The organism is Candidatus Nanopelagicales bacterium (genome assembly GCA_041393815.1).
Taxonomy (GTDB): Bacteria; Actinomycetota; Actinomycetes; order S36-B12; family JAWKJK01; genus JAWKJK01.
On the sequence record JAWKJK010000001.1, the window covers coordinates 859,280 to 880,915 of the forward strand.

18 protein-coding genes are annotated in these 21,636 nt (G+C 73.6%); 7 read left to right on the top strand and 11 right to left on the bottom strand.

From position 1 onward, the window contains the following. Positions 1 to 34: 34 nt before the first annotated feature. From R2737_03905 to R2737_03915, 3 genes are all read left to right on the top strand, one after another. Positions 35 to 3,280, top strand: coding sequence for a methylmalonyl-CoA mutase family protein (locus R2737_03905; GenBank protein MEZ5115393.1), 3,246 nt, complete (start codon positions 35 to 37; stop codon positions 3,278 to 3,280). Between the two features lie 13 nt (positions 3,281 to 3,293). Next, positions 3,294 to 3,794 (top strand): MarR family transcriptional regulator, encoded by a 501-nt coding sequence (locus tag R2737_03910; GenBank protein ID MEZ5115394.1) that lies wholly within the window; start codon positions 3,294 to 3,296, stop codon positions 3,792 to 3,794. Between the two features lie 131 nt (positions 3,795 to 3,925). Then, complete coding sequence (locus R2737_03915) at positions 3,926 to 4,093, top strand: hypothetical protein (GenBank protein MEZ5115395.1); 168 nt, start codon at positions 3,926 to 3,928, stop codon at positions 4,091 to 4,093. Positions 4,094 to 4,132: 39 nt separating this feature from the next. On the opposite strand, the gene R2737_03920 is transcribed toward R2737_03915, so the two are convergent. Both R2737_03920 and R2737_03925 read right to left on the bottom strand, forming a co-directional pair. Next, a complete protein-coding gene (locus R2737_03920) occupies positions 4,133 to 4,714 on the bottom strand; it encodes a biotin transporter BioY (protein ID MEZ5115396.1) in 582 nt (193 codons plus the stop codon). 60 nt (positions 4,715 to 4,774) lie between these two features. Beyond that, positions 4,775 to 5,200 (bottom strand): hypothetical protein, encoded by a 426-nt coding sequence (locus tag R2737_03925; protein MEZ5115397.1) that lies wholly within the window; start codon positions 5,198 to 5,200, stop codon positions 4,775 to 4,777. Positions 5,201 to 5,492: 292 nt separating this feature from the next. Between R2737_03925 and R2737_03930 the strand changes: the two genes are divergently transcribed. Next, on the top strand, positions 5,493 to 6,011 hold the full coding sequence (locus R2737_03930) for a DUF3145 domain-containing protein (protein ID MEZ5115398.1): 519 nt from the start codon (positions 5,493 to 5,495) through the stop codon (positions 6,009 to 6,011). Positions 6,012 to 6,084: 73 nt separating this feature from the next. On the opposite strand, the gene R2737_03935 is transcribed toward R2737_03930, so the two are convergent. The 8 genes from R2737_03935 to R2737_03970 all read right to left on the bottom strand — a co-directional run bounded on the left by R2737_03935 (position 6,085) and on the right by R2737_03970 (position 14,995). After that, positions 6,085 to 7,497: a carboxyl transferase domain-containing protein gene (locus R2737_03935; protein MEZ5115399.1), complete on the bottom strand. Its 1,413-nt coding sequence runs from the start codon at positions 7,495 to 7,497 to the stop codon at positions 6,085 to 6,087. Between the two features lie 2 nt (positions 7,498 to 7,499). Continuing rightward, entirely contained in the window at positions 7,500 to 8,741 is a 1,242-nt protein-coding gene (gene fabF, locus R2737_03940; protein ID MEZ5115400.1) for a beta-ketoacyl-ACP synthase II, read from the bottom strand. 45 nt (positions 8,742 to 8,786) lie between these two features. Next, a complete protein-coding gene (locus R2737_03945) occupies positions 8,787 to 9,029 on the bottom strand; it encodes an acyl carrier protein (GenBank protein MEZ5115401.1) in 243 nt (80 codons plus the stop codon). Between the two features lie 63 nt (positions 9,030 to 9,092). Then, entirely contained in the window at positions 9,093 to 10,097 is a 1,005-nt protein-coding gene (locus R2737_03950; protein MEZ5115402.1) for a beta-ketoacyl-ACP synthase III, read from the bottom strand. After that, complete coding sequence (locus R2737_03955; GenBank protein ID MEZ5115403.1) at positions 10,094 to 11,293, bottom strand: acyltransferase domain-containing protein; 1,200 nt, start codon at positions 11,291 to 11,293, stop codon at positions 10,094 to 10,096. The genes R2737_03950 and R2737_03955 overlap by 4 nt, the downstream gene beginning before the upstream one ends. A gap of 84 nt (positions 11,294 to 11,377) precedes the next feature. Beyond that, positions 11,378 to 12,565 carry a helix-turn-helix domain-containing protein gene (locus R2737_03960; GenBank protein ID MEZ5115404.1) on the bottom strand — a complete coding sequence of 396 codons (1,188 nt, stop codon included), beginning with the start codon at positions 12,563 to 12,565 and terminating at the stop codon, positions 11,378 to 11,380. 42 nt (positions 12,566 to 12,607) lie between these two features. Beyond that, complete coding sequence (locus R2737_03965; GenBank protein MEZ5115405.1) at positions 12,608 to 14,245, bottom strand: DUF2252 domain-containing protein; 1,638 nt, start codon at positions 14,243 to 14,245, stop codon at positions 12,608 to 12,610. 63 nt (positions 14,246 to 14,308) lie between these two features. Further along, positions 14,309 to 14,995, bottom strand: coding sequence for an SDR family NAD(P)-dependent oxidoreductase (locus tag R2737_03970; GenBank protein MEZ5115406.1), 687 nt, complete (start codon positions 14,993 to 14,995; stop codon positions 14,309 to 14,311). A 120-nt stretch (positions 14,996 to 15,115) separates the two neighbouring features. On the opposite strand from R2737_03970, the gene R2737_03975 reads away from it, so the two are divergent. Genes R2737_03975 through R2737_03985 form a run of 3 tightly spaced genes read left to right on the top strand, consistent with a single transcriptional unit; the run spans position 15,116 to position 18,730 of the window. Continuing rightward, entirely contained in the window at positions 15,116 to 16,429 is a 1,314-nt protein-coding gene (locus R2737_03975) for a glycosyltransferase (protein MEZ5115407.1), read from the top strand. Continuing rightward, positions 16,426 to 17,739, top strand: coding sequence for a hypothetical protein (locus tag R2737_03980; GenBank protein ID MEZ5115408.1), 1,314 nt, complete (start codon positions 16,426 to 16,428; stop codon positions 17,737 to 17,739). Before R2737_03975 ends, R2737_03980 begins: the two co-directional genes overlap by 4 nt. A 1-nt stretch (position 17,740) precedes the next feature. Continuing rightward, a complete protein-coding gene (locus R2737_03985) occupies positions 17,741 to 18,730 on the top strand; it encodes an SIS domain-containing protein (GenBank protein ID MEZ5115409.1) in 990 nt (329 codons plus the stop codon). A gap of 131 nt (positions 18,731 to 18,861) precedes the next feature. Here R2737_03985 and aceE read toward each other — a convergent pair whose 3' ends face one another. After that, the gene (aceE, locus tag R2737_03990; protein ID MEZ5115410.1) at positions 18,862 to 21,558 is read right to left on the bottom strand and encodes a pyruvate dehydrogenase (acetyl-transferring), homodimeric type; all 2,697 of its coding nucleotides are present in this window, start codon (positions 21,556 to 21,558) and stop codon (positions 18,862 to 18,864) included. Positions 21,559 to 21,636: the final 78 nt, after the last annotated feature.

The window sequence follows — 21,636 nt, forward strand, 5'->3', positions numbered from 1 at the left end:
TCCAACTATCGGACGTCCTTCACAGGAGGCGGGCATGCCCGGCCCCGACCTGCACCAGCCCCGCCACCCGGTCCGGTTCGTCACGGCGGCCAGCCTGTTCGACGGGCACGACGCGGCCATCAACGTGATGCGCCGGATCCTGCAGTCGCAGGGCTGCGAGGTGATCCACCTCGGCCACGACCGCAGCGTGGAGCAGGTCGTCACCGCCGCGGTGCAGGAGGACGTCCAGGGCGTCGCGATCAGCTCCTACCAGGGCGGCCACGTCGAGTACTTCCGCTACCTGGTCCAGCGCCTGCGCGAGCGCGGCGCCGGGCACGTGCAGGTGTTCGGCGGTGGCGGCGGGGTCATCGTGCCCGACGAGATCGCCCGGCTGGCCGACGAGGGCGTGCGCATCTACTCGCCGGAGGACGGCCAGCGGCTCGGGCTGCCCGGCATGGTCAACACGATGGTGGCCGCGTGCGACGTCGACCTGGCCGCCGATGCCCCCGACGTCGACGCGGTACTCGCCGGCGACGAGGTGGCGCTGGCCCGGGCGATCACCGTGCTGGAGTCCGGGCGGGCAGAGGAGGGCCTGCGCTCCGCCCTGCACGCGGCGGCGGCGCGGCGGAAGGTCCCCGTACTCGGCATCACCGGCACCGGCGGCTCGGGCAAGTCGTCGCTGACGGACGAGCTGCTGCGGCGCCTCCGGGTGGACCAGGAGGACAAGCTGCGGGTCGCCGTCGTGGCGATCGACCCCACCCGGCGGCGCGGGGGAGGGGCCCTGCTCGGCGACCGGATCCGGATGAACTCCCTCGACGGAGCGCCCGTGTTCTTCCGCTCGCTGGCGACCCGCGGGGCCGGCTCGGAGGTACCCGAGCGCCTCGAGGACGTCATCGCCGCCTGCCGGGCCTCCGGCGCCGACATCGTGGTCGTCGAGACCCCCGGAATCGGCCAGGGCGACGCTGCGATCGTCCCGTACGTCGACGTGTCCCTGTACGTGATGACACCGGAGTACGGCGCGGCCTCGCAGCTGGAGAAGATCGACATGCTCGACTTCGCCGACGCGGTCGCGGTCAACAAGTTCGAGCGGCGCGGGGCCGAGGACGCCCGGCGCGACGTGGCGCGCCAGCTGCTGCGCAACCGGGAGGCGTTCGGCTCCTCCTGGGAGGACATGCCCGTGTTCGGCACGTCCGCCGCCCGGTTCGACGACGACGGGGTGACGGCGCTGTACCTGCACCTGCGCGCCCTGCTGGCCGAGCACGGTCTTCCCGTCGGACCGGGAGTGCTGGGGGAGGTCGCCGGCCGCACCTCCACCGGCCTGGCCACGCTGGTGCCGACCGGACGCACCCGCTACCTGTCGGACATCGCCGAGACGGTGCGCGGCTACCACGACCTGACCGCCGCGCAGGCGGTGGTCGCGCGGCGCCGGCAGTCCGCCCGCGACACACGGGAGGCCCTCGTCGCTGCCGGGAGCGACCCGCAGGCCGTGGCGGCCGTGGACGGGGTGCTGGAGGCGGCCGAGCGAGACCTGCTGCCCGACCTGCGTGCGGCGCTGGCGGAGTGGCCCGCGATCGTCGCGGACTACTCCGGTGACGAGCTCGTCGTCCGGGTGCGCGACCGCGAGCTGCGCACCCCGCTGTGGCGCGACACGCTGTCCGGCTCGCGCATCCCCCGGGTGGCGCTGCCGCGCACCAGCGACGAGGCGGACCTGGTCCGGTACCTGCGGTCGGAGAACCTGCCCGGCCGGTTCCCGTTCACCGCCGGGGTGTTCGCGTTCAAGCGCGATGCGGAGGCCCCGGCCCGGATGTTCGCCGGGGAGGGTGACCCGTTCCGCACCAACCGGCGGTTCCACCTGCTCTCGGCGGGGTCGCCGGCCACGCGACTGTCGACCGCGTTCGACTCGGTGACGCTGTACGGCCGCGACCCGGAGGAGCGTCCCGACGTCTACGGCAAGGTTGGCACCTCGGGCGTCTCCGTCGCGACGGTGGACGACATGAAGGAGCTGTACGCCGGGTTCGACCTGTGCTCGTCCTCCACGTCGGTGTCGATGACGATCAACGGCCCGGCGCCGACGATCCTGGCGATGTTCCTGGTCACCGCGATCGACCAGCGGTTCGACGCGTTCCGGGCCGAGCACGGCCGGGAGCCGACGGCGCAGGAGGCCGCCGAGCTGCGCGCGTGGGTCCTGGCGAACGTCCGCGGCACGGTGCAGGCCGACATCCTCAAGGAGGACCAGGGCCAGAACACCTGCATCTTCTCCACCGAGTTCGCGCTGCGCTGCATGGCCGACGTGCAGGAGTGGTTCATCCGCGAGGGCGTGCGCAACTTCTACTCGGTCTCCATCTCCGGCTACCACATCGCCGAGGCCGGGGCGAACCCCATCACGCAGCTGGCCTTCACGCTGGCCAACGGGTTCACCTACGTCGAGGCGTACCTGGCGCGGGGCATGGACGTCGACGACTTCGCCCCGAACCTGTCCTTCTTCTTCAGCAACGGGATGGACCCGGAGTACACCGTGCTCGGCCGGGTGGCGCGCCGCATCTGGGCGGTCGCGATGCGCGAGCGCTACGGAGCGAACGAACGCAGCCAGAAGCTGAAGTACCACGTCCAGACCTCGGGCCGGTCCCTGCACGCGCAGGAGATGGACTTCAACGACATCCGCACGACGCTGCAGGCCCTCACGGCCATCTACGACAACTGCAACTCGTTGCACACCAACGCCTTCGACGAGGCCGTGACGACTCCGACAGAGGCCTCCGTCCGGCGGGCGCTGGCGATCCAGATGATCATCGACCAGGAGTGGGGCCTGGCGCGCAACGAGAACCCGCTGCAGGGGTCGTACGTCATCGACGAGCTCACCGACCTGGTCGAGGAGGCCGTGCTCGCCGAGTTCGACCGGCTGTCCGACCGCGGCGGCGTGCTCGGCGCGATGGAGACCGGCTACCAGCGCGGCCGGATCCAGGACGAGTCGATGCTGTACGAGCAGCGCAAGCACGACGGGTCGCTGCCGATCATTGGCGTCAACACCTTCCTGGCGCCGGACGGCCCGCAGGCCGTGGCCGGTCCGCTGGAGCTGGCGCGGGCCACCGAGGACGAGAAGGCCTCGCAGCTGACCCGGGTGCGGGAGTTCCAGGCCCGTCACCGCGACGAGGCGCCCGCGGCGCTGGCGCGGCTGAAGGCAACAGCGACGCGGGGCGGAAACGTCTTCGACGCGCTGATGGACGCGGTCCGGGTCTGCTCCCTCGGCCAGATCACGGCCGCCTTCTTCGAGGTCGGCGGCCAGTACCGCCGCAGCGTGTGAGGCCCGGGTGACGATGACGGGGCGACTGCCCTTCGACCCGGTCGAGGAGGCGCACCGGCAGTGGGTCGACCACGGCTGGGTCGACGCCGCGGACGGGATGGCGGCGGTCACCTCGGTGATGCGGGCCCACCAGCTGCTGCTGGGCCGCATCGATGAGGAACTGCGCCCGCTCGGCCTGACGTTCGCCCGCTACGAGCTGCTCATGCTCCTGACCTTCAGCCGGGCCGGCGCCCTCCCGCTGGCCAAGCTCGGGGCGCGCCTGCAGGTGCACCCCACCAGCGTCACCAGCGCGGTCGACCGGCTCGAGGCCCAGGGGTTTGTGCAGCGCCGCCCGCACCCCACGGACCGCCGCGCGACCCTGGCCGAGATCACCGACTCCGGGCGGGCAGTGGCCGCCGCGGCGACCGAGCGGCTCAACGCGCGGGTCTTCGCCGACGTGGGCGTCCCGGACGAGGACCTGGGCCGGCTCGTCGGCGTCCTGCGGGGCCTGCGTGAGCGTGCCGGGGACTTCTGAGGCAGGCTGTCCGGGGTCACCCGGACGGATCGGGTGAGCGGGACCACAGGCCCTGGGCGTGGGGCCACGGGCCTGATGGGGTAGAACCAGGATGCGAACCGGGAGGATCCCGGACGGGAGGAGGACGGCGCGTGCTGCAGCATCCGCTCGTGGGGTTCGTGATCGGCCTGCTCGCGACGCTGGTCCTGCTGTCGGCCGCCATGGCCTCCGGGGCCTGGCTGTTCTACCTGTCCGCCGGCGCGTTGGCGATCTCCACGGCGCTCATGGGCCGCCGGGCGTTCGGGTCCTCCGGGCCCTGACCCTTCGGGTCCGCTGGACCCTGACCCTTCGGGTCCGCCTCAGACCAGGCGGGCCTTGCGCAGTCCCGCCCAGGCCAGCGGGAACAGCCCGGCCGCCAGCGCGATCTTGAGCAGGTCCCCGACCAGGAACGGCGTGAGGCCCAGGCTGAACGTGGTGGCCCACGTCGTGCCCAGCGCGACCTTCAGCCAGACCAGTCCGACGGTGTAGATCACCAGGTTGCCGACGACCATCGTGCCCGCGGTCCGCAGCGGGGTGCGGGTGCCGCCGCGCTCGGCCAGGACGCCGACGACCGCGGCCGCCACGACGAAGCCCACGACGTAGCCGAACGACGGCGCGGCCACCCCCGAGGACCCCTCCGCGAACCACGGCAGGCCCGCAGCGCCGGCGACCGCGTACAGCAGCATCGCCAGCACACCGCGCAGCGAGCCGAGGGCCGCCGCGGACAGCAGCACCGCGAACGTCTGCCCGGTGATCGGGACCGGCGTGAACGGCAGCGGGATGGCGATCTGGGCGGACAGTCCGACGAAGACCGCGGCGCCGACCACGAGGGCGACCTGGCCGAGCCAGGCGCGGGGGACGACGTCGGCGATGACCCGGGGAGCGGGGGCGGTGATGGCCATAGCCCGAACCGTACCGGGTCCGGGACCCGGCCGAGCGGGCCGGTCGGGACCCAGCGCGACCTAGAACCGGAACGGCTTCGGCGGGGGGTTGAGGCTGGCGCGGGGGCAGTTCGCCAGGTCGAGGTTGCCGAACCCGAGGGCCTCGTCGCACAGCCGCACCACGGTCCAGCCCTGCTCTGTGCCGTAGCGGGTAATGGTCGCCCGGTACAGCGTGATCTCGTAGCGGGTGGGGGTCCCGTACGCGACCTGCATGGTGCCGATCAGCTGGGACTCGCCCGGGTCGTCCGGGCCCTGCCAGGGCAGGTCGTAGCGGGCCCAGCGGGACGGGTCGGACAGCCACAGCCCGCCGTTCTGCACGTCCCGGATGGCCAGCTCCACCAGGACGGCACGGGCCGCTTCCTCGGGCACGATCGCGGCCGGGCGGATGACCTCGGTGACGACGCCCTCGTCGTACATCTCGGTCATGAAGATCTCGGAGTCCGACACCGCCACCCCCTCGGTGGTCCCGACCGGCCGCGCGCGGGCCGGTCGCCTGCAGTAGACCGTACGCCTGTGGTGGGCCCGGTCGCAGCGGGACATCGGCAGCGGGGACGCGCGTCTTGACCGGATCGGACCCGGACCGGGCGAGTGCCGCGACGCGCCCGGGCCGGTCGAGGTGCTGGTACGGGTGTGACGGCTGGGGCTATCCTCCGGGCACGGCCGGGTTCGCGCCCGCCGACCGCTCGCTCGCAGGCCGCTGGGGAAGGCGCCCCTCGAGCGAAGGAGGTCGACGGTGCCCGTGCCCGCCACGACCGACCGCGCCACGCAGGCCCGTGGCGTGGTCTTCGTCCATGCCTGCCCCCGGGCGCTGAGCCCGCACGTCGAGTGGGCCCTGGCCGAGGTGCTGCGCCAGCACGTGGCGCTGGACTGGAGCCCGCAGCCGGTCGCGTCCGGTCAGGTGCGCTGCGAGCTGAGCTGGACCGGCGCCCCCGGCACCGGCTCCCGGCTGGCGTCCGCGCTGCGGCCGTTCCCCCAGCTGAGGTACGAGGTCACCGAGGAGCCGACCCCCGGCCGCGAGGGCGAGCGCTACTCGGTCACCCCGACGCTGGGCCTGTTCCGCGCCACCATCGGCGTCCACGGCGACGTGCTGGTCCCCGAGGACCGGCTGCGCGCCGCCGTGGTCGACAGCGCCGCGACCGGCCGCCCGCTGGAGGTGGCCATCGGCCGGCTGCTCGGTGCCGACTGGGACGCGGAGCTCGAGCCGTTCCGGTACGCCGGCGACGGCGCGCCGGTGCGCTGGCTGCACCGGGTCGGCTAGCACCCGCCACGAACCACTGCCGCCTCCGGTGGCGACGACCCCGGTCCGATCGGACCGGGGCCGTCGTCGTGGGCTACAGCGGGATGTTGCCGTGCGCGCCGCGCACCCCGGGGGTGTCGTGGATGACCCGGGCGACCGTGCTGCGGGTGACGTCGGGGGCGACGACCTCGTCGACCACGCCGATCTCCAGCGCGCGTCCGATGCCGCCGGAGATGGCCTCGTGCTCGGCGGCGAGCTCGAGCTCCACCTGGGCGCGGGAGTCCTCGGGCACCTCCGCGAGTCGGCGCCGGTGCAGGATGCGGACCGCCGCGACCGCGCCCATGACGGCGACTTCGGCGTCCGGCCAGGCCAGCACCCGGGTGGCGCCCAGGGACCGGGAGTTCATGGCGACGTAGGCGCCGCCGTAGGCCTTGCGGGTCACGACGGTGACGCGGGGGACGACGCACTCGGCGAAGGCGTGCAGCAGCTTGGCGCCGCGGCGGACGACCCCGTCCCACTCCTGGCCCACGCCGGGCAGGTAGCCGGGCACGTCGACCAGCACGACCAGCGGCACGGCGAACGCGTCGCACATCCGCACGAACCGCGCCGCCTTCTCCGCGCTGGCGGAGTCCAGGCAGCCGCCCAGGCGCAGCGGGTTGTTGGCGACGACGCCGACCGTACGGCCGCCCAGGCGACCCAGCGCGGTGACGATGTTGGGAGCCCAGCGCGGGTGCAGCTCGCGCACGGTGCCCTCGTCCAGGAAGCCCTCGACCAGGGGGTGCACGTCGTAGGCCCGCCGGGCCGAGTCGGGGAGCAGGGCGCCGAGGTCGCGGTCCTCGACCCGGTCGAGCCGCAGCGACCCCTGCCGGCCGAGCAGCGAGGCCAGCGCCCGTGCCTCGTCCAGGGCGCCGCGCTCGGTCTCGGTGACCACGTGCACCACGCCGCTGCGCCGGCCGTGCGGCTCCGGGCCGCCGAGGCGCAGCATGTCCACGTCCTCGCCGGTGACCGAGCGGACGACCTCGGGACCGGTGACGAAGATCCGTCCCTCCGGTCCGAGCACGACGACGTCGGTGAGCGCGGGCCCGTACGCCGCACCGCCGGCGGCCGGCCCCAGGACCACGGAGATCTGCGGCACCCGGCCGGACGCGCGCGTCATCGCGGCGAACACCCGGCCGACCGCGTCCAGCGAGGCCACGCCCTCGCGCAGCCGGGCCCCGCCGGAGTGCCAGATCCCCACCACGGGGGAGGAGTCGGCAAGGGCTCGGTCGTACGCGGTCACGATCGCGCGGCAGCCCTCGATGCCCATGGCCCCGCCCTGCACGGTGGGGTCGGTGGCGAACGCCACCACCCGGCCGCCGTCGACCAGGCCGACGGCGGCGATCACACCGCGGTCGTCCTCCGGCGTGATGGTCTCCATCGTCCCTGCGTCGAAGAACGCGGCGAGCCGGACCAGCGGGTGGCGCGGGTCGGCCGGGGGCTCGACGACCACCCGGGGGGTGTCGGTCACGGTCACGGGACGCTCCGGAAGGCCAGGGCGACGTCGTGGCCGCCGAATCCGAACGAGTTGTTCAGCGCGGCGATCGGCCCGTCCGGCAGCGGCCGCGGCGTGCGCGCCACGACGTCGAGGTCGATCTCGTCGTCGGGGTCGTCGAGGTTCGCGGTCGGCGGGACGAGGCGGTGGTGCAGCGCCAGCACGGTGAACACCGACTCCACGGCGCCCGCGCCGCCGAGCAGGTGCCCGGTCATCGACTTGCTGCCGGTCACCAGCGCGGCGTCGGCCGCCGGTCCGAGCGCGGACCGGATGGCGACCGCCTCGGCGACGTCGCCGAGCGGGGTGGAGGTGGCGTGCGCGTTGACGTGCGCGATGTCGGCGGGCGTCAGGCCCGCGTCCGCGAGCGCGGCGGTGATCGCCCGCGCCGCGCCGCGGCCCTCCGGCTCGGGCTGCGCGATGTGGTGCCCATCGGAGGTCATGCCGGCGCCGGCGTACTCGGCGTACACCCGGGCGCCGCGTGCCGCCGCGTGCTCGGCCGACTCCAGCACCAGGACGCCCGCGCCCTCGCCCATGACGAACCCGTCCCGGCCCTTGTCGTAGGGCCGCGAGGCGCGCTCGGGCTCGTCGTTGCGCGTCGACAGGGCACGCATCGCCGCGAACGAGGCGAGCGTGAGCGGGTGGATGCAGGCCTCCGTGCCGCCGACGACGACCAGGTCCGCCCGCCCGTCCCGGATCATCCGACCGCCCACGGCGACCGCCTCGGCGCCGGACGCGCAGGCGCTCACGGGGGTGTGCACCCCGGCGCGCGCCCCCGCCTCGAGACCGACCACCGCGGCCGGTCCGTTCGGCATGATCATCGTGATGGTGTGCGGCGACACCCGGGACGCCCCGCGCTCGCGCAGGGTGTCGTAGGAGTCCAGCAGCGACAGCACGCCCCCGACGCCGGTCCCGACGACGGTGCCGATCCGCTCGGGGTCCACCTCCGGGGAGCCCGCGTCGGCCCACGCCTCTCGGTGGGCGATCAGGGCGGCCTGCTGCGAGCGGTCCAGGCGCCGGGCCTCGTGCCGCTCCAGCACCTCGCCCGGCTCCACCGACAGCGTGGCGGCGATCCGGGCCGGCAGCTCCTGCGCCCACGGCTCGTCCAGGGCGCGGACGCCGGAGCGGGCCGCGAGCAGGGCGTCCCAGCTCGACGCCACGTCGCCCCCGAGGGGGGTGGTGGCGCCGAGGCCGGTGACGACCACGGTGCGGGGGCTGGTCATGGGTCTCCTCGTGGCGTGCGGCGGTGCTTCGTCAGCCGGCGCCGGTCAGACGGCGGCCTTCTGGATGTAGGCGACTGCGTCGCCGACGGTGCTGAGGTTCTTGACCTCGCTGTCGGGGATCTTCACGCCCCACCGGTCCTCCGCGGCCATCACGACCTCGACCATGGACAGCGAGTCGATGTCGAGGTCGTCGGTGAAGGACTTCGCGGGCTGCACGTCGGCCACGGGCACGCCCGCGACCTCGTTCACGATCTCGGCGAGGCCGCTGAGGATGTCCTGCTCGCTCATGCTGTGTCTCCTGTGGGGTGGTGTTCGGTGTGCGGTGCGGTTGCCCGCCGGGGCGGCGGGGGACTAGGGGAGGGTGACGACCTGGGCGGCGTACGCCAGCCCGGCGCCGAACCCGATGAGCAGCGCGGTGTCCCCGCTGCGGATCTCGCCGGCCTGCAGCATCCGCTCCATGGCCAGCGGGATGGACGCCGCGGAGGTGTTGCCGGTGGTCTCGATGTCGCGGGCGACGGGGACCCGGGCGGGCAGCCGCATCGCGCGGACCATCGCGTCGGTGATGCGCATGTTGGCCTGGTGCGGGATGAAGGCATCGAGGTCGTCCACCGTGACCCCGGCGCGGTCGAGCGCCTCGAGGGCGACCTTCGACATCTCGCCGACCGCCCAGCGGAAGACCTGCTGTCCCTGCATCTGCAGGGTGGGGAACCGATCGCCGCCGTGCCGGCGGTAGTCGGTCATGGACTGGGTCATGGTGATCGCGTCGCGCTGCGCGCCGTCGGCGCCCCAGACGACCGGACCGATCCCGGGCTCGTCGGACGGTCCCACGACAGCTGCCCCCGCCCCGTCGGCGAAGATGAACGCGGTGCCGCGGTCGGTGGGGTCGACCCAGTCGGTGAGCTTCTCCACCCCGACGACCAGGACGTGCTCGGCGGTGCCGGCCCGGACCGCGTCGCTGGCCAGCGCCAGTCCGTAGCAGAAGCCGGCGCAGGCGGCGCCGATGTCGAAGGCCCCGGCGCGGACGGCGCCGATCCGGTCGGCGAGCTCGGTCGCCGCTGCCGGGGTCTGGTACGGGTGCGTCACGCAGGCGACCACGACCATGCCGATGCGGTCCGCGGCGATGCCCGCGGCGGCGATCGCCTTCTCGGCCGCGACCTGGGCCATGTCGACGACCGTCTCGTCCTCGGCCGCGTAGCGGCGCTCGACGATCCCGGACCGTTCGCGGATCCACTCGTCGGTGGAGTCGATCCGCTCGCACACCTCGGCGTTGGTGACGACCCGGGCCGGCCGGTAGGCACCGACGGACAGGATCCGTGCGTGCGGCGCTCCGATGCTCGGGCGGAGGGCGGCGGTCACGCGGTCAGCTCCTCGTCGGCCCCGACCGGGTGCAGCCGGACCAGCGGCTGGCCGGGGGCCACCGGGTCGCCGTCCTCGACCAGCCACTCGACCACGACGCCGCCGTGCGGCGCGAGGACCGGGCGCTCCTCGCGCAGCGAGGCGACGACGCCCACCGGCTCGTGGTCGGCCAGCGCGGCGCCGGCCTGCGGCCGGTCGGCGGCCCGGAAGACGCCCTTGATCGGGGAGACCAGTAGCCGCCAGGTCGGGGCGGTGTCCAGCGGGCTCGGCACTCCGTGCCGCTCCACCAGCTCCCAGGCCCGGGGCAGGTCGTCGGGGGTCTTCAGCGCCAGCGTCTCGACGCCCGGCAGCACCCGCTTCACCAGCCCGGTCAGGGTGCCCGCGGGCGGGATCTCGATGACGGCGGTCACACCGAGGTCGGCCATGGTCTGCATGCACAGGTCCCAGCGCACCGGCGCGCTCACCTGGGTGACCAGGCGGCGCAGCACGTCGCGGCCGTCGTGGACCACGGCGCCGTCGGCGTTGGAGATCAGCCGGGTGCGCGGGTCGTGGGTGCTGATCGCGCGGGCGTAGCGCGCGAGAACGTCGACGGCCGGCGCCATGTACGGGGTGTGGAACGCGCCGGCGACCTGCAGCGGCCGTACCCGGGTGCCGTCCGGCGGTGACGCGGCGAAGGCCTCCAGGGCCTCGGTCGGACCGGCCACGACGACCTGCCCCGCACCGTTGCGGTTGGCGGCCACCAGCCCCGCTGCCTCGGCGGCGGCGGCCACGTCGTCGGCGTCCCCGCCGAGGACCGCGGCCATGCCGGTCGGCGTCTGCGCCGCCGCGTGGGCCATCGCCCGGCCGCGCTCGCGGACGAGCACCATCGCCTGCTCGGCGGAGATGACGCCGGCCGCCGCGGCGGCGGTGATCTCGCCGACGGAGTGCCCGGCGCCGGCGGCCACGCGGCCGAACGCCTCGGCGGGTTGGGGGAACAGCGACAGCAGCGACACCAGCCCGGCGCCGACGAGCAGCGGCTGTGCCACCGCGGTGTCCCGGATCGTGTCGGCGTCGGAGATGGTCCCGTGCCGGACCAGGTCCACCTCGGCCGCGGCGGACAGCCAGTGCAGTCGGTCCTCCACGCCCGGCAGCTCCAGCCAGGGCTCGAGGAATCCGGGGGTCTGGGCACCCTGACCGGGGGCGACGAGGATCAGCACGCGCCCAGCCTTCCCCGCCCCTGGGTCCTTCGACCCTGGGGACGCATCCAACGTCCTCGTCCGGTTCTTGTGGGATTCCTACAACTACGGGTCGGTCGCCTCGTGGTCGCCCCCCTGCGCTGCCGCGAGCCGTCCGAGCACCAGGCCCAGCCGCAGCGTCAGGGCGCCGCGCGGCTCGGTGGGCGGGTAGCCGGTGATCTCGGCGATACGACGCAACCGGTAGCGCACCGTGTTGGGGTGCACGAACAGCAGCCGGGCGCACGCCTCCAGCGACGAGGCGCGTTCCAGGTAGGTGGCGGCGGTCTCCAGCAGCGCCGGTTCGGCGACGAGCGGCTCGTGCACCGAGTCCACCAACCGGGAGATCGCCTCGGCGTCACCGGCGAGCGCCCGCTCGGGAAGCAGGTCGTCGGCCGCGACCGGGCGGGGCGCGTCGGGCCAGCCGGGCGCGGCGGCCAGGCCCGCCATGGCCTGCCGGGCCGACGGCGCCGCCGCGGCGAGGTCCTGCGCCAGCGGCCCGAGCACGACCGGACCGGGGCCGAAGTGGGGGACCAGGTGCCGCGCGGCCCGGACCGGGTCACGGGCACCTCCGACCACCGCGACCAGGACCGAGCCGTGGATGCCGGTGAGCAGGTCCAGGCCGTGGTGGTCGGCGGCCCGGCGCAGGATGTCCAGCGAGGCCTCCGGGTCGCCGGTGGGCGCTCCGCCGGCCAGGACCAGCACTCGGCCCACGCTGCCCCAGCCCAGGGCGGCGGCGCGGCTGGCGACGTCGTCGTCGACCTCGTCCCGCAGCAGCGCGTCGATGACGAGCGCCTCCAGCCGGGCGTCCCAGGCGCCGCGGGCCTCCGCAGCCCGGGCGTAGACCTCCGCCGCGGCGAAGGCGATCTCGCGCGAGTAGCGCAGCAGCGCCTCCCGCAGGTGGGCCTCGTCGCCGGGCGCGGCCAGTTCGTCGACCCGCTCCTCCACGACCGTGATGGTCGCGCGCACCATCTCGACCGTCTGCTGCAGGCTCACGGCACGGACCAGCTCCCGCGGCGCGGTCCCGAAGACGTCGGCGGTGATCGCGTGCGGCGCGTCCGGCGTACGGAACCAGGTCACGAACGCGGCAATGCCCGCCTGGGCCACCAGCCCGACCCAGGCCCGCTGGTCGGCCGACATCTGTCGGAACCACGGCAGGGTGGAGTCCATCCGGGCCGTGGCGGCGCTCCCGAGGCTGCCCATCGCGCGCTCCAGCCGGCGCGCGGTGGCGGCGTGGGCGCGAGCGGCGGCGGACACCTGCGCATCCTGCCGCACCGGGGAGGCAGGTTGGGGGGCCGATCAGATCCCGGTGTGCGCGGTGACCCGTCCCTCCCTGGTCGCCGTCACCAGCGCCTCGTAGTCGCGCTGGTTCTGGTCGGCGTAGGCGTTCGCGAAGCGCCGCATCGCCTTGTCGAACGCATTCGGCTTGTCCGCCGGGTCCTCGATCCCGGCGTACGCCGCGATCGCGATCCGGTCCCCGGTCCGGGCGTGCGCCTTCGCCAGTGTGCCGCCGCAGAACAGCGCGTAGGCCGTCATGGACTTGGGGTTCATCGTCTCCACCTCTGCGGACAACTTCCAGTCGCGCAGCTGGCGGAAGTAGTAGTCACGCTGGACTCCGTCCACGTCGGCCAGGCGCGTCCAGCCGAGGAAGATGTCGGAGCTGGACTGGATGAGTCGCTGCCCCTCGACGACCCGCTCGGCGTGGTTGGACCACACGCTCGGCCGCGTGAAGTCCTCCAGCACCGAACGATCGGCCTCCTTGAACTGAAGCAGCATCAGGTCGTTCTCGTCGCGGCCGGTGAGCAGCAGGATCCAGCAACGCGTCCCCACGCTGCCCACGCCGACGACCTTGCGGGCCAGGTCGACGGAGCGGAAGCGCTCCAGCAGGTGGCGGCGGTCCGGCTGCAGGGAGTGCCGGTAGCCCAGGAACGCCTGCTTGATGTTCTCGACGGTGGCCTCGATGTCGAGGTCGTGCTGGGCGGCCAGGTCGCGTGCCGGCACGACCAGGGGCGGGGTGCTCGCGATCTGCCGGTCGCCGTCGACCACGGTCGTCAGCTTGCCCACCGCCTGCAGTGCGCTGTGCCGCTGGGCCGTGGCGATCGCGGCATCGACCTTCTTGGCCGCCTTGCCCGACTTGCGGTCCTGGGACTGCCGCAGCGTGTCCGCCAGCGCCTGCACGTCGACGGTCTGGTACCAGACCTCCAGCTCACCGAGCCGGGCCATCTGCGCCATGGCGACCCGGTACGCCGCCGCCGCCGTTAGCACCACCCGGCGGCGCTGCTTCTCGGTGAAGTTCAGGACGCGACCCGCGATCTCGAAGCTGGTGACGAGGCGCTTGAGGTCCCACTCGAAGGGGCCGGGGTTGGTCTCGTCGAAGTCGTTGACGTCGAACACCAGCCGCCGTTCGGCGGACGCGTAGGCGCCGAAGTTCGACAGGTGCGCGTCCCCGCACAGCTGTGCCTCCAGCCCGGTTCGGGGCGTCGCATTGAGGTCCGAGGCCATGACCAGGGCCGCGCCGCGGTAGAAGGCGAACGGGTTGTCCACCATCCGCCCGTAGCGGATCGGCAGCAGCTCCTGCAGCCGCGACTGGCCCTGGGACTCCAGCAGCGCCACCGGGTCGGGACGATCCGGGGCGGGCTGGAACTCGGCCAGGTCCGCCCGCGAGGTGACGGAACGGGCGTCGACGCCCGCGGCGACCCGGTCGGCGGGGCTGCGGTACGGGGGTGCGGGCGCCGGCGGCAGGGGCGCCGCGGCCTTCGGGCGGGCGGGAGCGCGGCGGGCGGGAGCCTTCCGAGCGGGCGCGCTCTTCTTCGCCGGTGCTGCCTTCTTCGCCGGTGCTGCCTTCTTCGCCGGTGCCGGTCGTGCGGTCCGACGGGTCGAGGGGCTCAGCGAAGTCGAGCCGTCCGTCGTCGGCGTCTCGTCCTGGCTGCCGGGCATAGTGCCTCCTCCGGCCGCGTACGCACGACCGTCCGCTGAGATGTGCCGGTCAGTGAACCACGATCACCAGGGGATGGGTCGCCGGTCGCGGAACAACCCGCCGGACGGGCCGTCCGGGGGAAGCGTCGCGGCCCAGACGATCCCGTCGGCACCGGTGGCCAGGTCGCGCGGAGCGCCCTCGCCGCCCATGTCGGTGCGCACCCAGCCGGGGCACACCGCGTTGACCTTGACGTCGCGGGCGGACCGGACCTCTCGGGCGACCGATCGGGTCAGCGCGTTGAGCGCGACCTTGGACACCCCGTACGTCCCGAGGGTGGGTCCGTCCTCGCCGAACGAGCCCGCCCCGCTGGTCACGTTGACGACGCGTCCGTAGCCTCGCTCCACCATGCCGGGCACGAGGGCTCGCAGCAGCAGCCACGGGCCGAAGACGTTGGTGGAGAACGTCCGTCCTAGGTCCTCCTCCGCCACCGTCAGCGGTCCGTCGTCGATCAGGACGGCGGCGTTGTTGACCAGCACGTCCACGGTGATCCCGTCGGCGGCCAACGCGGACACGCAGCGGTCGATGCTGGCGGGGTCCGCGACGTCGAGCAGGTACGCCGCCGCACCGAGCTCGTCGGCGACGTCTCCGCCGACGTCGGGGTCGCGCACCCCCAGCACCACCCGCAGACCGCGGTCGCGCAGCGCCGCTGCGACCTCCCGGCCGATGCCGCGGGCACCTCCGGTGACCAGGGCCGTCCGCACCACGTCCATCTCGTACCCTCCGACGACTCGGCGACCCGTCCGACCTGCCCGCCGCGGGGCCCCGACTGCGCCAGGCTAGCCACCAGCCCGCCATCCGCTGGGCGTCACCTGAAGGAGACGAGAGGAACCATGGCCGACCGCCCCCTGACCGTGCTGTTCATGCCGGAGTCGGCGTACGGACCCACCAACCAGTGCATCGGGATCGGTGCGGTGCTGCGCGACCGCGGGCATCGGGTGGTGTTCGCGGCCGAGGCCAGCTGGAAGGGCAAGCTCGAGGCCCTCGGGTTCGAGGAGGACCTCGTCGACCTCGCGCCGCCCGCGGAGGACGCGGGCGAGCAGGACGCCGGGCAGTTCTGGAAGGACTTCATCCGGGAGACGGCTCCGGAGTTCCGCAAGCCCACCATCGAGCAGCTCGACACGTTCATGAAGCCGACCTGGCAGGCGTTGATCGACGGCGCGGTCTACTGCGAGCCGCACCTGCGCGAGATCGTCGCGCGCGTGAAGCCGGACGTCGTCGTCGAGGACAACGTGCTGTGCTTCCCCGCCCTGATGACCGCCGGGGTGCCGTTCGTGCGGATCGTCTCGTGCAACCCGTTGGAGGTGAAGGGGTCCGAGATCCCGCCGCCCTACTCCGGGCTGCCGATGGACGACCGGTCGGAGTGGGACGCGTTCCGCGACGAGTACGACCGTACGCACCGGAAGATGTGGCAGAAGTACAACGACTGGGTCGTCGAGTGCGGCTCGCCGGCACTGCCGGACCTGGAGTTCATCCACGAGTCCGAGCACGCGAACCTGTACGTCTTCCCGGAGGAGGTCGACTACACCGACGCGCGACCGCTTCCCGACACGTGGCACCGGATGGACTCCAGCGTGCGCGAGACCGACGAGCCGTACGAGCTGCCGGCCGGGGTCGCGGACCGGCCTGAGGGCAGTGCGCTGGTGTACCTGTCGCTGGGGTCCCTGGGCAGCGCCGACGTCGACCTGATGAAGCGGCTGGTCGACGTGCTCGGGCGCACCCCGCACCGCTACGTCGTCAGCAAGGGCCCGCAGCATGCGGAGTACGAACTCGCGGACAACATGGTCGGCGCGGAGTTCCTGCCGCAGACCCGGGTCATCCCGGAGGTGGACCTCGTCATCACGCACGGAGGCAACAACACGACCACCGAGGCCCTGCACTTCGGCAAGCCGATGATCCTGCTGCCGCTGTTCTGGGACCAGTACGACAACGCCCAGCGCATCGACGAGCTGGGCCTCGGGGTGCGGCTGCCCACGTACATGTTCACCGACGAGCAGATGACCGACGCCCTGGACCGGCTGCTCGGGGACGCCGATCTGCGAATGCGGCTGGCGGACATGGGGGAACGGATCCGGTCGCGGAACGGCATGCGGCACGGTGCCGACGTCATCGAGCAGGTCGGGCGCCGGTCGGCCGAGGCGCGGTGACCCGGCGGGTCGCCGCCCGAGACGCGCTGCCCGGCCGGTGGGACCGGGGCGCCCGGGCAGTGGCCGGTGACCTCGCCGTGGTCGCGGAGCTGCCCCTCGACGACGGCCTGGTCCTCGCCGTCCTGGTTGCCGAGGACGGGCGTCGCTTCGCAGCCCCGCTCGTGGTCGGCTCTCCGGCGTGGCGCCGGGCCGTCCCTGGCGACGGCGCCGCGGAGGCACTCACGCGCCTGCTGGCCCGGGCTGCGCAGGGCGAGCCGGGCACCGGCGACGACGTCACGCTGGTGTCATGGGGCGCCCGCCCGGTGGTCGGCGAGCGCCCGGTGGACGTCGACCAGACCCACGAGTCGGTCGTGGTCGGTGATGCGGCGGTCGTGAAGTGGGCCGTCGAGCTGACCCCGGGTCCGCACCCCGCGCCGCAGCGACTCGCGGCTTTGGTGGCCGCGGGGTTCGACGCGATGCCCCCTCCCTGGGGGCTGGTGGAGTGGCACGACCCCGATACGGGCGGAGCGGCGGTGCTCCTCGCCACGGTCGCCGGCTTCCTGCCGGAGGCCACCGACGGCTGGGAGTGGGCGGTCGGCGACCTTCGCGCGGCCGCGGCCGACGGCAGGCCGCTGCACGGGGCGACCGCGGCCCCGCGGGTGCTGGGCGCGACCACCGCGCGGCTGCACCTCGCCCTGTCGGCGGAGGGCGCCGTGCCGGCCTCGCCGCGCTGGGCCCAGGACCTGGCCGACGCCTCGATCGGGGAGGCGCGCCTCGCCCTCGACGAGGTGGACGGGATGGAGGGGGCGCGGCTGCGGGCCCGCGGGGAGGTGCTGCTGCGCGAGCTCGCCGGCCTGGGCGACTGCGCCGGCACGCCCTTGGCCCCGGTGCATGGCGACCTGCACGTGGGCCAGGTCCTCCGCCACCGGGCCGCGGACGGCGGCTGGGCGTACGCGATCACCGACTTCGACGGCAACCCGGTGGCCGACCCGGCCGAGCGGGCGTCGCCGCAGCCGCCGGCGCGGGACGTGGCCGGGATGCTGCAGTCGCTGGACCACGTCGGCCGGGTCGTGCTGCGACGCACCGACGGGGTCGACGCGGCGTACGTGACGGCCTGGATCCCCGCGGCGCAGCGGGAGTTCCTGTCCGCGTACGCCGCCACCCTCGACCGGAGCGGGCGGCCGGAGCTGCTGGACCACCGGCTGCTGCGCCCGCTGCGGCTGCTGCAGGAGGTGCGCGAGTTCCGCTACGCCGTCCACCACCTGCCGCACTGGCGCTACGTTCCCGACGGTGCCCTGCAGGACCTGATCCCCCTGACCGACGAGGACTGACGTGGACCCGACGCTGTTCGCCGACGACCTGGCCCGCAAGCCGGAGGTGCTCGGCCGCCTCGCCGACCGCCTGGTCGCCGACCCGGACCCGTGGCACGGCTTCGCCACGCAGGCGCCGCCGCCGCACCTGGTGCTCATCGGAATGGGCTCCTCGTACTTCGCGGCCGCGGTCGCCGCCGCCCGACTGCGGGCTGCCGGTGTCGACGCCGTCGCCGAACGGGCCGGATCCGGCCTGCTGCCCCGGCCGCGGGAGGGGACCCGGGTGGTCGCGGTGTCCGCCGGCGGTGGCTCGCGGGAGACCCGCTGGGCAGTCGGGCGCTACCACGGGCACTGCCCGGTGGCGCTGCTCACGAACACCCCCGACTCCCCGATGGCCGGGGAGGTCGACCTGGTCGTGCCGATGCACGCCGAGACCGAGGTCGGGGGAGTGGCCTGCCGGTCGTACCTGCACACCCTCGTGCTGCTGCTCGCGCTGGAGCGCGGGCTGACACGGTCGCCGGTCGACCTGGTCGGGACGCTGCGACGCAGCGCCGGGGCGATCGCGGACCTGCAGGACCGGGTCGGGGAGTGGTGGGACCCGGTGACCGAGCTGATCGCGGGTCGCGACGGCACGTACGTCGTCGCACCGGCCCGCCGGCTGTGCTCCGCGGAGCAGTCCGCGCTGATGCTGCGCGAGGGGCCGCGGCGTGCCGCGGTGGCGTGCGAGACCGGCGACTGGAGCCACGTCGACGTGTACCTGACCAAGACCCTGGACTACCGGATGCTGCTGCTGGCCGGCTCCCGGTGGCAGGACGAGCTGCTGCGGTGGACCGCCGAGCGCGGGTCCACCGTCGTCGCGGTCGGCGCGGACGTCGACGGGGCGGCGTACTCCCTGCGCTACGCCGGCGACGAGGACGACGACGTCCGGCTGCTGGCGGAGACGACGGTGGCCGAGCAGGTCGCTGCCGGCCTGTGGGCGGACGCCACTCCCGCGCCGGCGGAGCCCGGGTAGACCGTGACGACCGGACGAAGGGTCCTGCATTCTCTCCGACGGAATGAGTCCACGCGTCGCTAGGGCGCCCCGAAACGTGTCCTCAGCAACGCGGGGACTCATTCCGTCGCGGAGGGGGGTGTGGGTCGGTGCTAGCCGGAGCCCTCGGTGCTGCCGGCGTCGGCGGCGGCGGGGTCCCACAGCCGGTAGCGGTCGATCGCCTGCCGCAGCACCGCGTGGTCGACCTCGCCGCGCCGGGCCAGCATCGTCAGGGTCTGCACCGTGATGGACTCCGCGTCCACCAGGAAGTGCCGGCGCAGCGCGCCGCGGGTGTCGGACATGCCCCAGCCGTCGGTGCCGAGCGACGTGAAGTCCTGCGGCACCCACTCGCGGATCTGGTCCTGCACCGCGCGCATGTAGTCCGACACCGCCACCACCGGCCCGGGCCGGCCGTCCAGCCGCTGCCGCACGTACGGCACCCGCTGCTCGGCGTCCGGGTTGAGCAGGTTGTGCCGGTCGGCGTCCAGGCCGTCTCGGCGCAGCTCGTTCCACGACGTCACCGACCACACGTCGGCCTGCACGCCCCAGTCGTCGCGCAACAGCTGCTGGGCCTTCAGGGCCCAGTTGACCCCGACGCCGGACGCGAGCACCTGCGCCCGCGGGCCGGGTGCATCCGCCGGCGCGGGGGCGAACAGGTGCATCCCGCGCAGGATGCCCTCGATGTCGGCGCCCTCGGGCTCGGCCGGCTGGACGTACGGCTCGTTGTAGACGGTGAGGTAGTAGAAGACGTTCTCCGCGTCCTCGCCGTACATCCGACGGAGCCCGTCGCGGACGATGTGTCCGACCTCGAACGCGAACGCGGGGTCGTACGACCGCACGGCGGGGTTCGTCGACGCAAGCAGGTGGGAGTGCCCGTCCTCGTGCTGCAGGCCCTCGCCGTTGAGGGTCGTGCGTCCCGCTGTGGCGCCCAGGACGAAGCCCCGGGTGAGCTGGTCCATCGCCGCCCAGAACGAGTCGCCCGTCCGCTGGAAGCCGAACATCGAGTAGAAGATGTAGATCGGGATCATCGGCTCGCCGTGGGTGGCGTACGACGTGCCCGCCGCGATGAGCGACGCCGTGGATCCGGCCTCGTTGATGCCCTCGTGCAGGATCTGCCCGGACTCGCTCTCCTTGTACGACAGCATCAGCTCGCGGTCGACCGACAGGTAGGTCTGCCCCATCGGGGAGTAGATCTTCGCCGTCGGGAACAGTGAGTCCATCCCGAACGTGCGCGCCTCGTCCGGGATGATCGGGACGAACCGGTGGCCGATGTGCTCGTCCTTCATCAGGTCCTTGAGCAGGCGGACGAACGCCATGGTCGTGGCGACCTGCTGCCTGCCCGAGCCGCGACGCACCACGTCGTAGACCGCCTCGCCGGGCAGGGTCAGCGGCTTGGAGCGGTCCCGCCGCTGCGGCACCGAGCCGCCGAGCCGACGCCGGCGGTCCAGGGCGTAGCGCACGGTCTCGTGCGTGGGCCCGGGGTGGAAGTACGGCGGCAGGTACGGGTCGATCTCGCTGTCCGGGATGGGCAGGTGGAGGGTATCCCGGAAGGCCTTGAGGTCGTCGACCGTCAGCTTCTTCATCTGGTGGGTGGAGTTGCGGCCCTCGAAGTGCGAGCCCAGCGTCCAGCCCTTGATGGTCTTGGCCAGGATCACCGTCGGCTGGCCCTTGTGCTCGGTGGCCGCCTTGTACGCGGCGTACAGCTTGCGGTAGTCGTGCCCGCCGCGCTGCAGCCCCCAGACCTCCGTGTCGCTCCAGTCCGCCACGAGTTCCGCGGTCCGCGGGTCCCGGCCGAAGAAGTGCTCCCGGACGAAGGCGCCGTCCTCCGCCTTGTACGTCTGGAAGTCACCGTCGGGCGTGCTGTTCATCAGGTTCACCAGCGCGCCGTCGCGGTCCTTGGCCAGCAGCTCGTCCCACCGGCGGCCCCAGATGACCTTGATGACGTTCCAGCCGGCGCCGCGGAAGATGGACTCCAGCTCCTGGATGATCTTGCCGTTGCCGCGGACCGGGCCGTCGAGGCGCTGCAGGTTGCAGTTGATGACGAACGTGAGGTTGTCCAGCTCCTCCCGCGCGGCCAGGCCGATCGCGCCCAGCGTCTCGACCTCGTCGGTCTCGCCGTCGCCGAGGAACGCCCAGACCCGCTGCTGCGTGGTGTCCTTGATGCCGCGGGCGTGCAGGTACTTGTTGAACCGCGCCTGGTAGATCGCGTCCAGCGGGCCGAGGCCCATCGACACGGTCGGGAACTGCCAGAACTCCGGCATCAGCCTCGGGTGCGGGTACGACGACAGGCCGCCGCCGGGGTGGGACAGCTCCTGCCGGAACCCATCCATCTGCTGCTCGGTGAGCCGGCCCTCGAGGAACGCCCGTGCGTACATGCCGGGCGAGGCGTGACCCTGGAAGAACACCTGGTCCCCGCCGCCGGGGTCGTCGGGGCCGCGGAAGAAGTGGTTGAAGCCGACCTCGTACAACGACGCGGACGAGGCGTAGGTGGAGATGTGGCCGCCGACGCCGATCCCGGGCCGCTGCGCGCGGTGCACCATGATCGCGGCGTTCCACCGGTTGATACGGCGGATCTCCTTCTCGATGTGCTCGTCACCGGGGAACCACGGCTCGCGCTCCGGCGGGATCGTGTTGATGTAGTCGGTGCTGCGCAGGCTGGGCACCCCGACGTTGCGTTCGGCGGCGCGGCGCAGCAGCGACAGCATCAGGTAGCGCGCGCGGTACGGACCCTGCTCGTCGACGACCTGGTCGAGGGAGGTCGTCCACTCGGCCGTCTCCTCGGGGTCGACGTCGACGTACTGGGTGGGCAGGCCGCCGGCCAGCAGCGGCTCGCGTTCGCGTCCGGGTGCCACGGGGAACCCTTCGGTCGGGGCGCGCGCGGGGTCGCC

What these genes read in the sequence shown, in the direction of transcription:
- R2737_03905 (MEZ5115393.1), top strand. Translation starts at nt 35, where the DNA reads ATGCCCGGCCCCGACCTGCACCAGCCCCGCCACCCGGTCCGGTTCGTC.
- R2737_03910 (MEZ5115394.1), top strand. Translation starts at nt 3,294, where the DNA reads ATGACGGGGCGACTGCCCTTCGACCCGGTCGAGGAGGCGCACCGGCAG.
- R2737_03920 (MEZ5115396.1), bottom strand. Translation starts at nt 4,714, where the DNA reads ATGGCCATCACCGCCCCCGCTCCCCGGGTCATCGCCGACGTCGTCCCC.
- fabF (MEZ5115400.1), bottom strand. Translation starts at nt 8,741, where the DNA reads ATGACCAGCCCCCGCACCGTGGTCGTCACCGGCCTCGGCGCCACCACC.
- R2737_03945 (MEZ5115401.1), bottom strand. Translation starts at nt 9,029, where the DNA reads ATGAGCGAGCAGGACATCCTCAGCGGCCTCGCCGAGATCGTGAACGAG.
- R2737_03965 (MEZ5115405.1), bottom strand. Translation starts at nt 14,245, where the DNA reads ATGCCCGGCAGCCAGGACGAGACGCCGACGACGGACGGCTCGACTTCG.
- R2737_03970 (MEZ5115406.1), bottom strand. Translation starts at nt 14,995, where the DNA reads ATGGACGTGGTGCGGACGGCCCTGGTCACCGGAGGTGCCCGCGGCATC.
- R2737_03975 (MEZ5115407.1), top strand. Translation starts at nt 15,116, where the DNA reads ATGGCCGACCGCCCCCTGACCGTGCTGTTCATGCCGGAGTCGGCGTAC.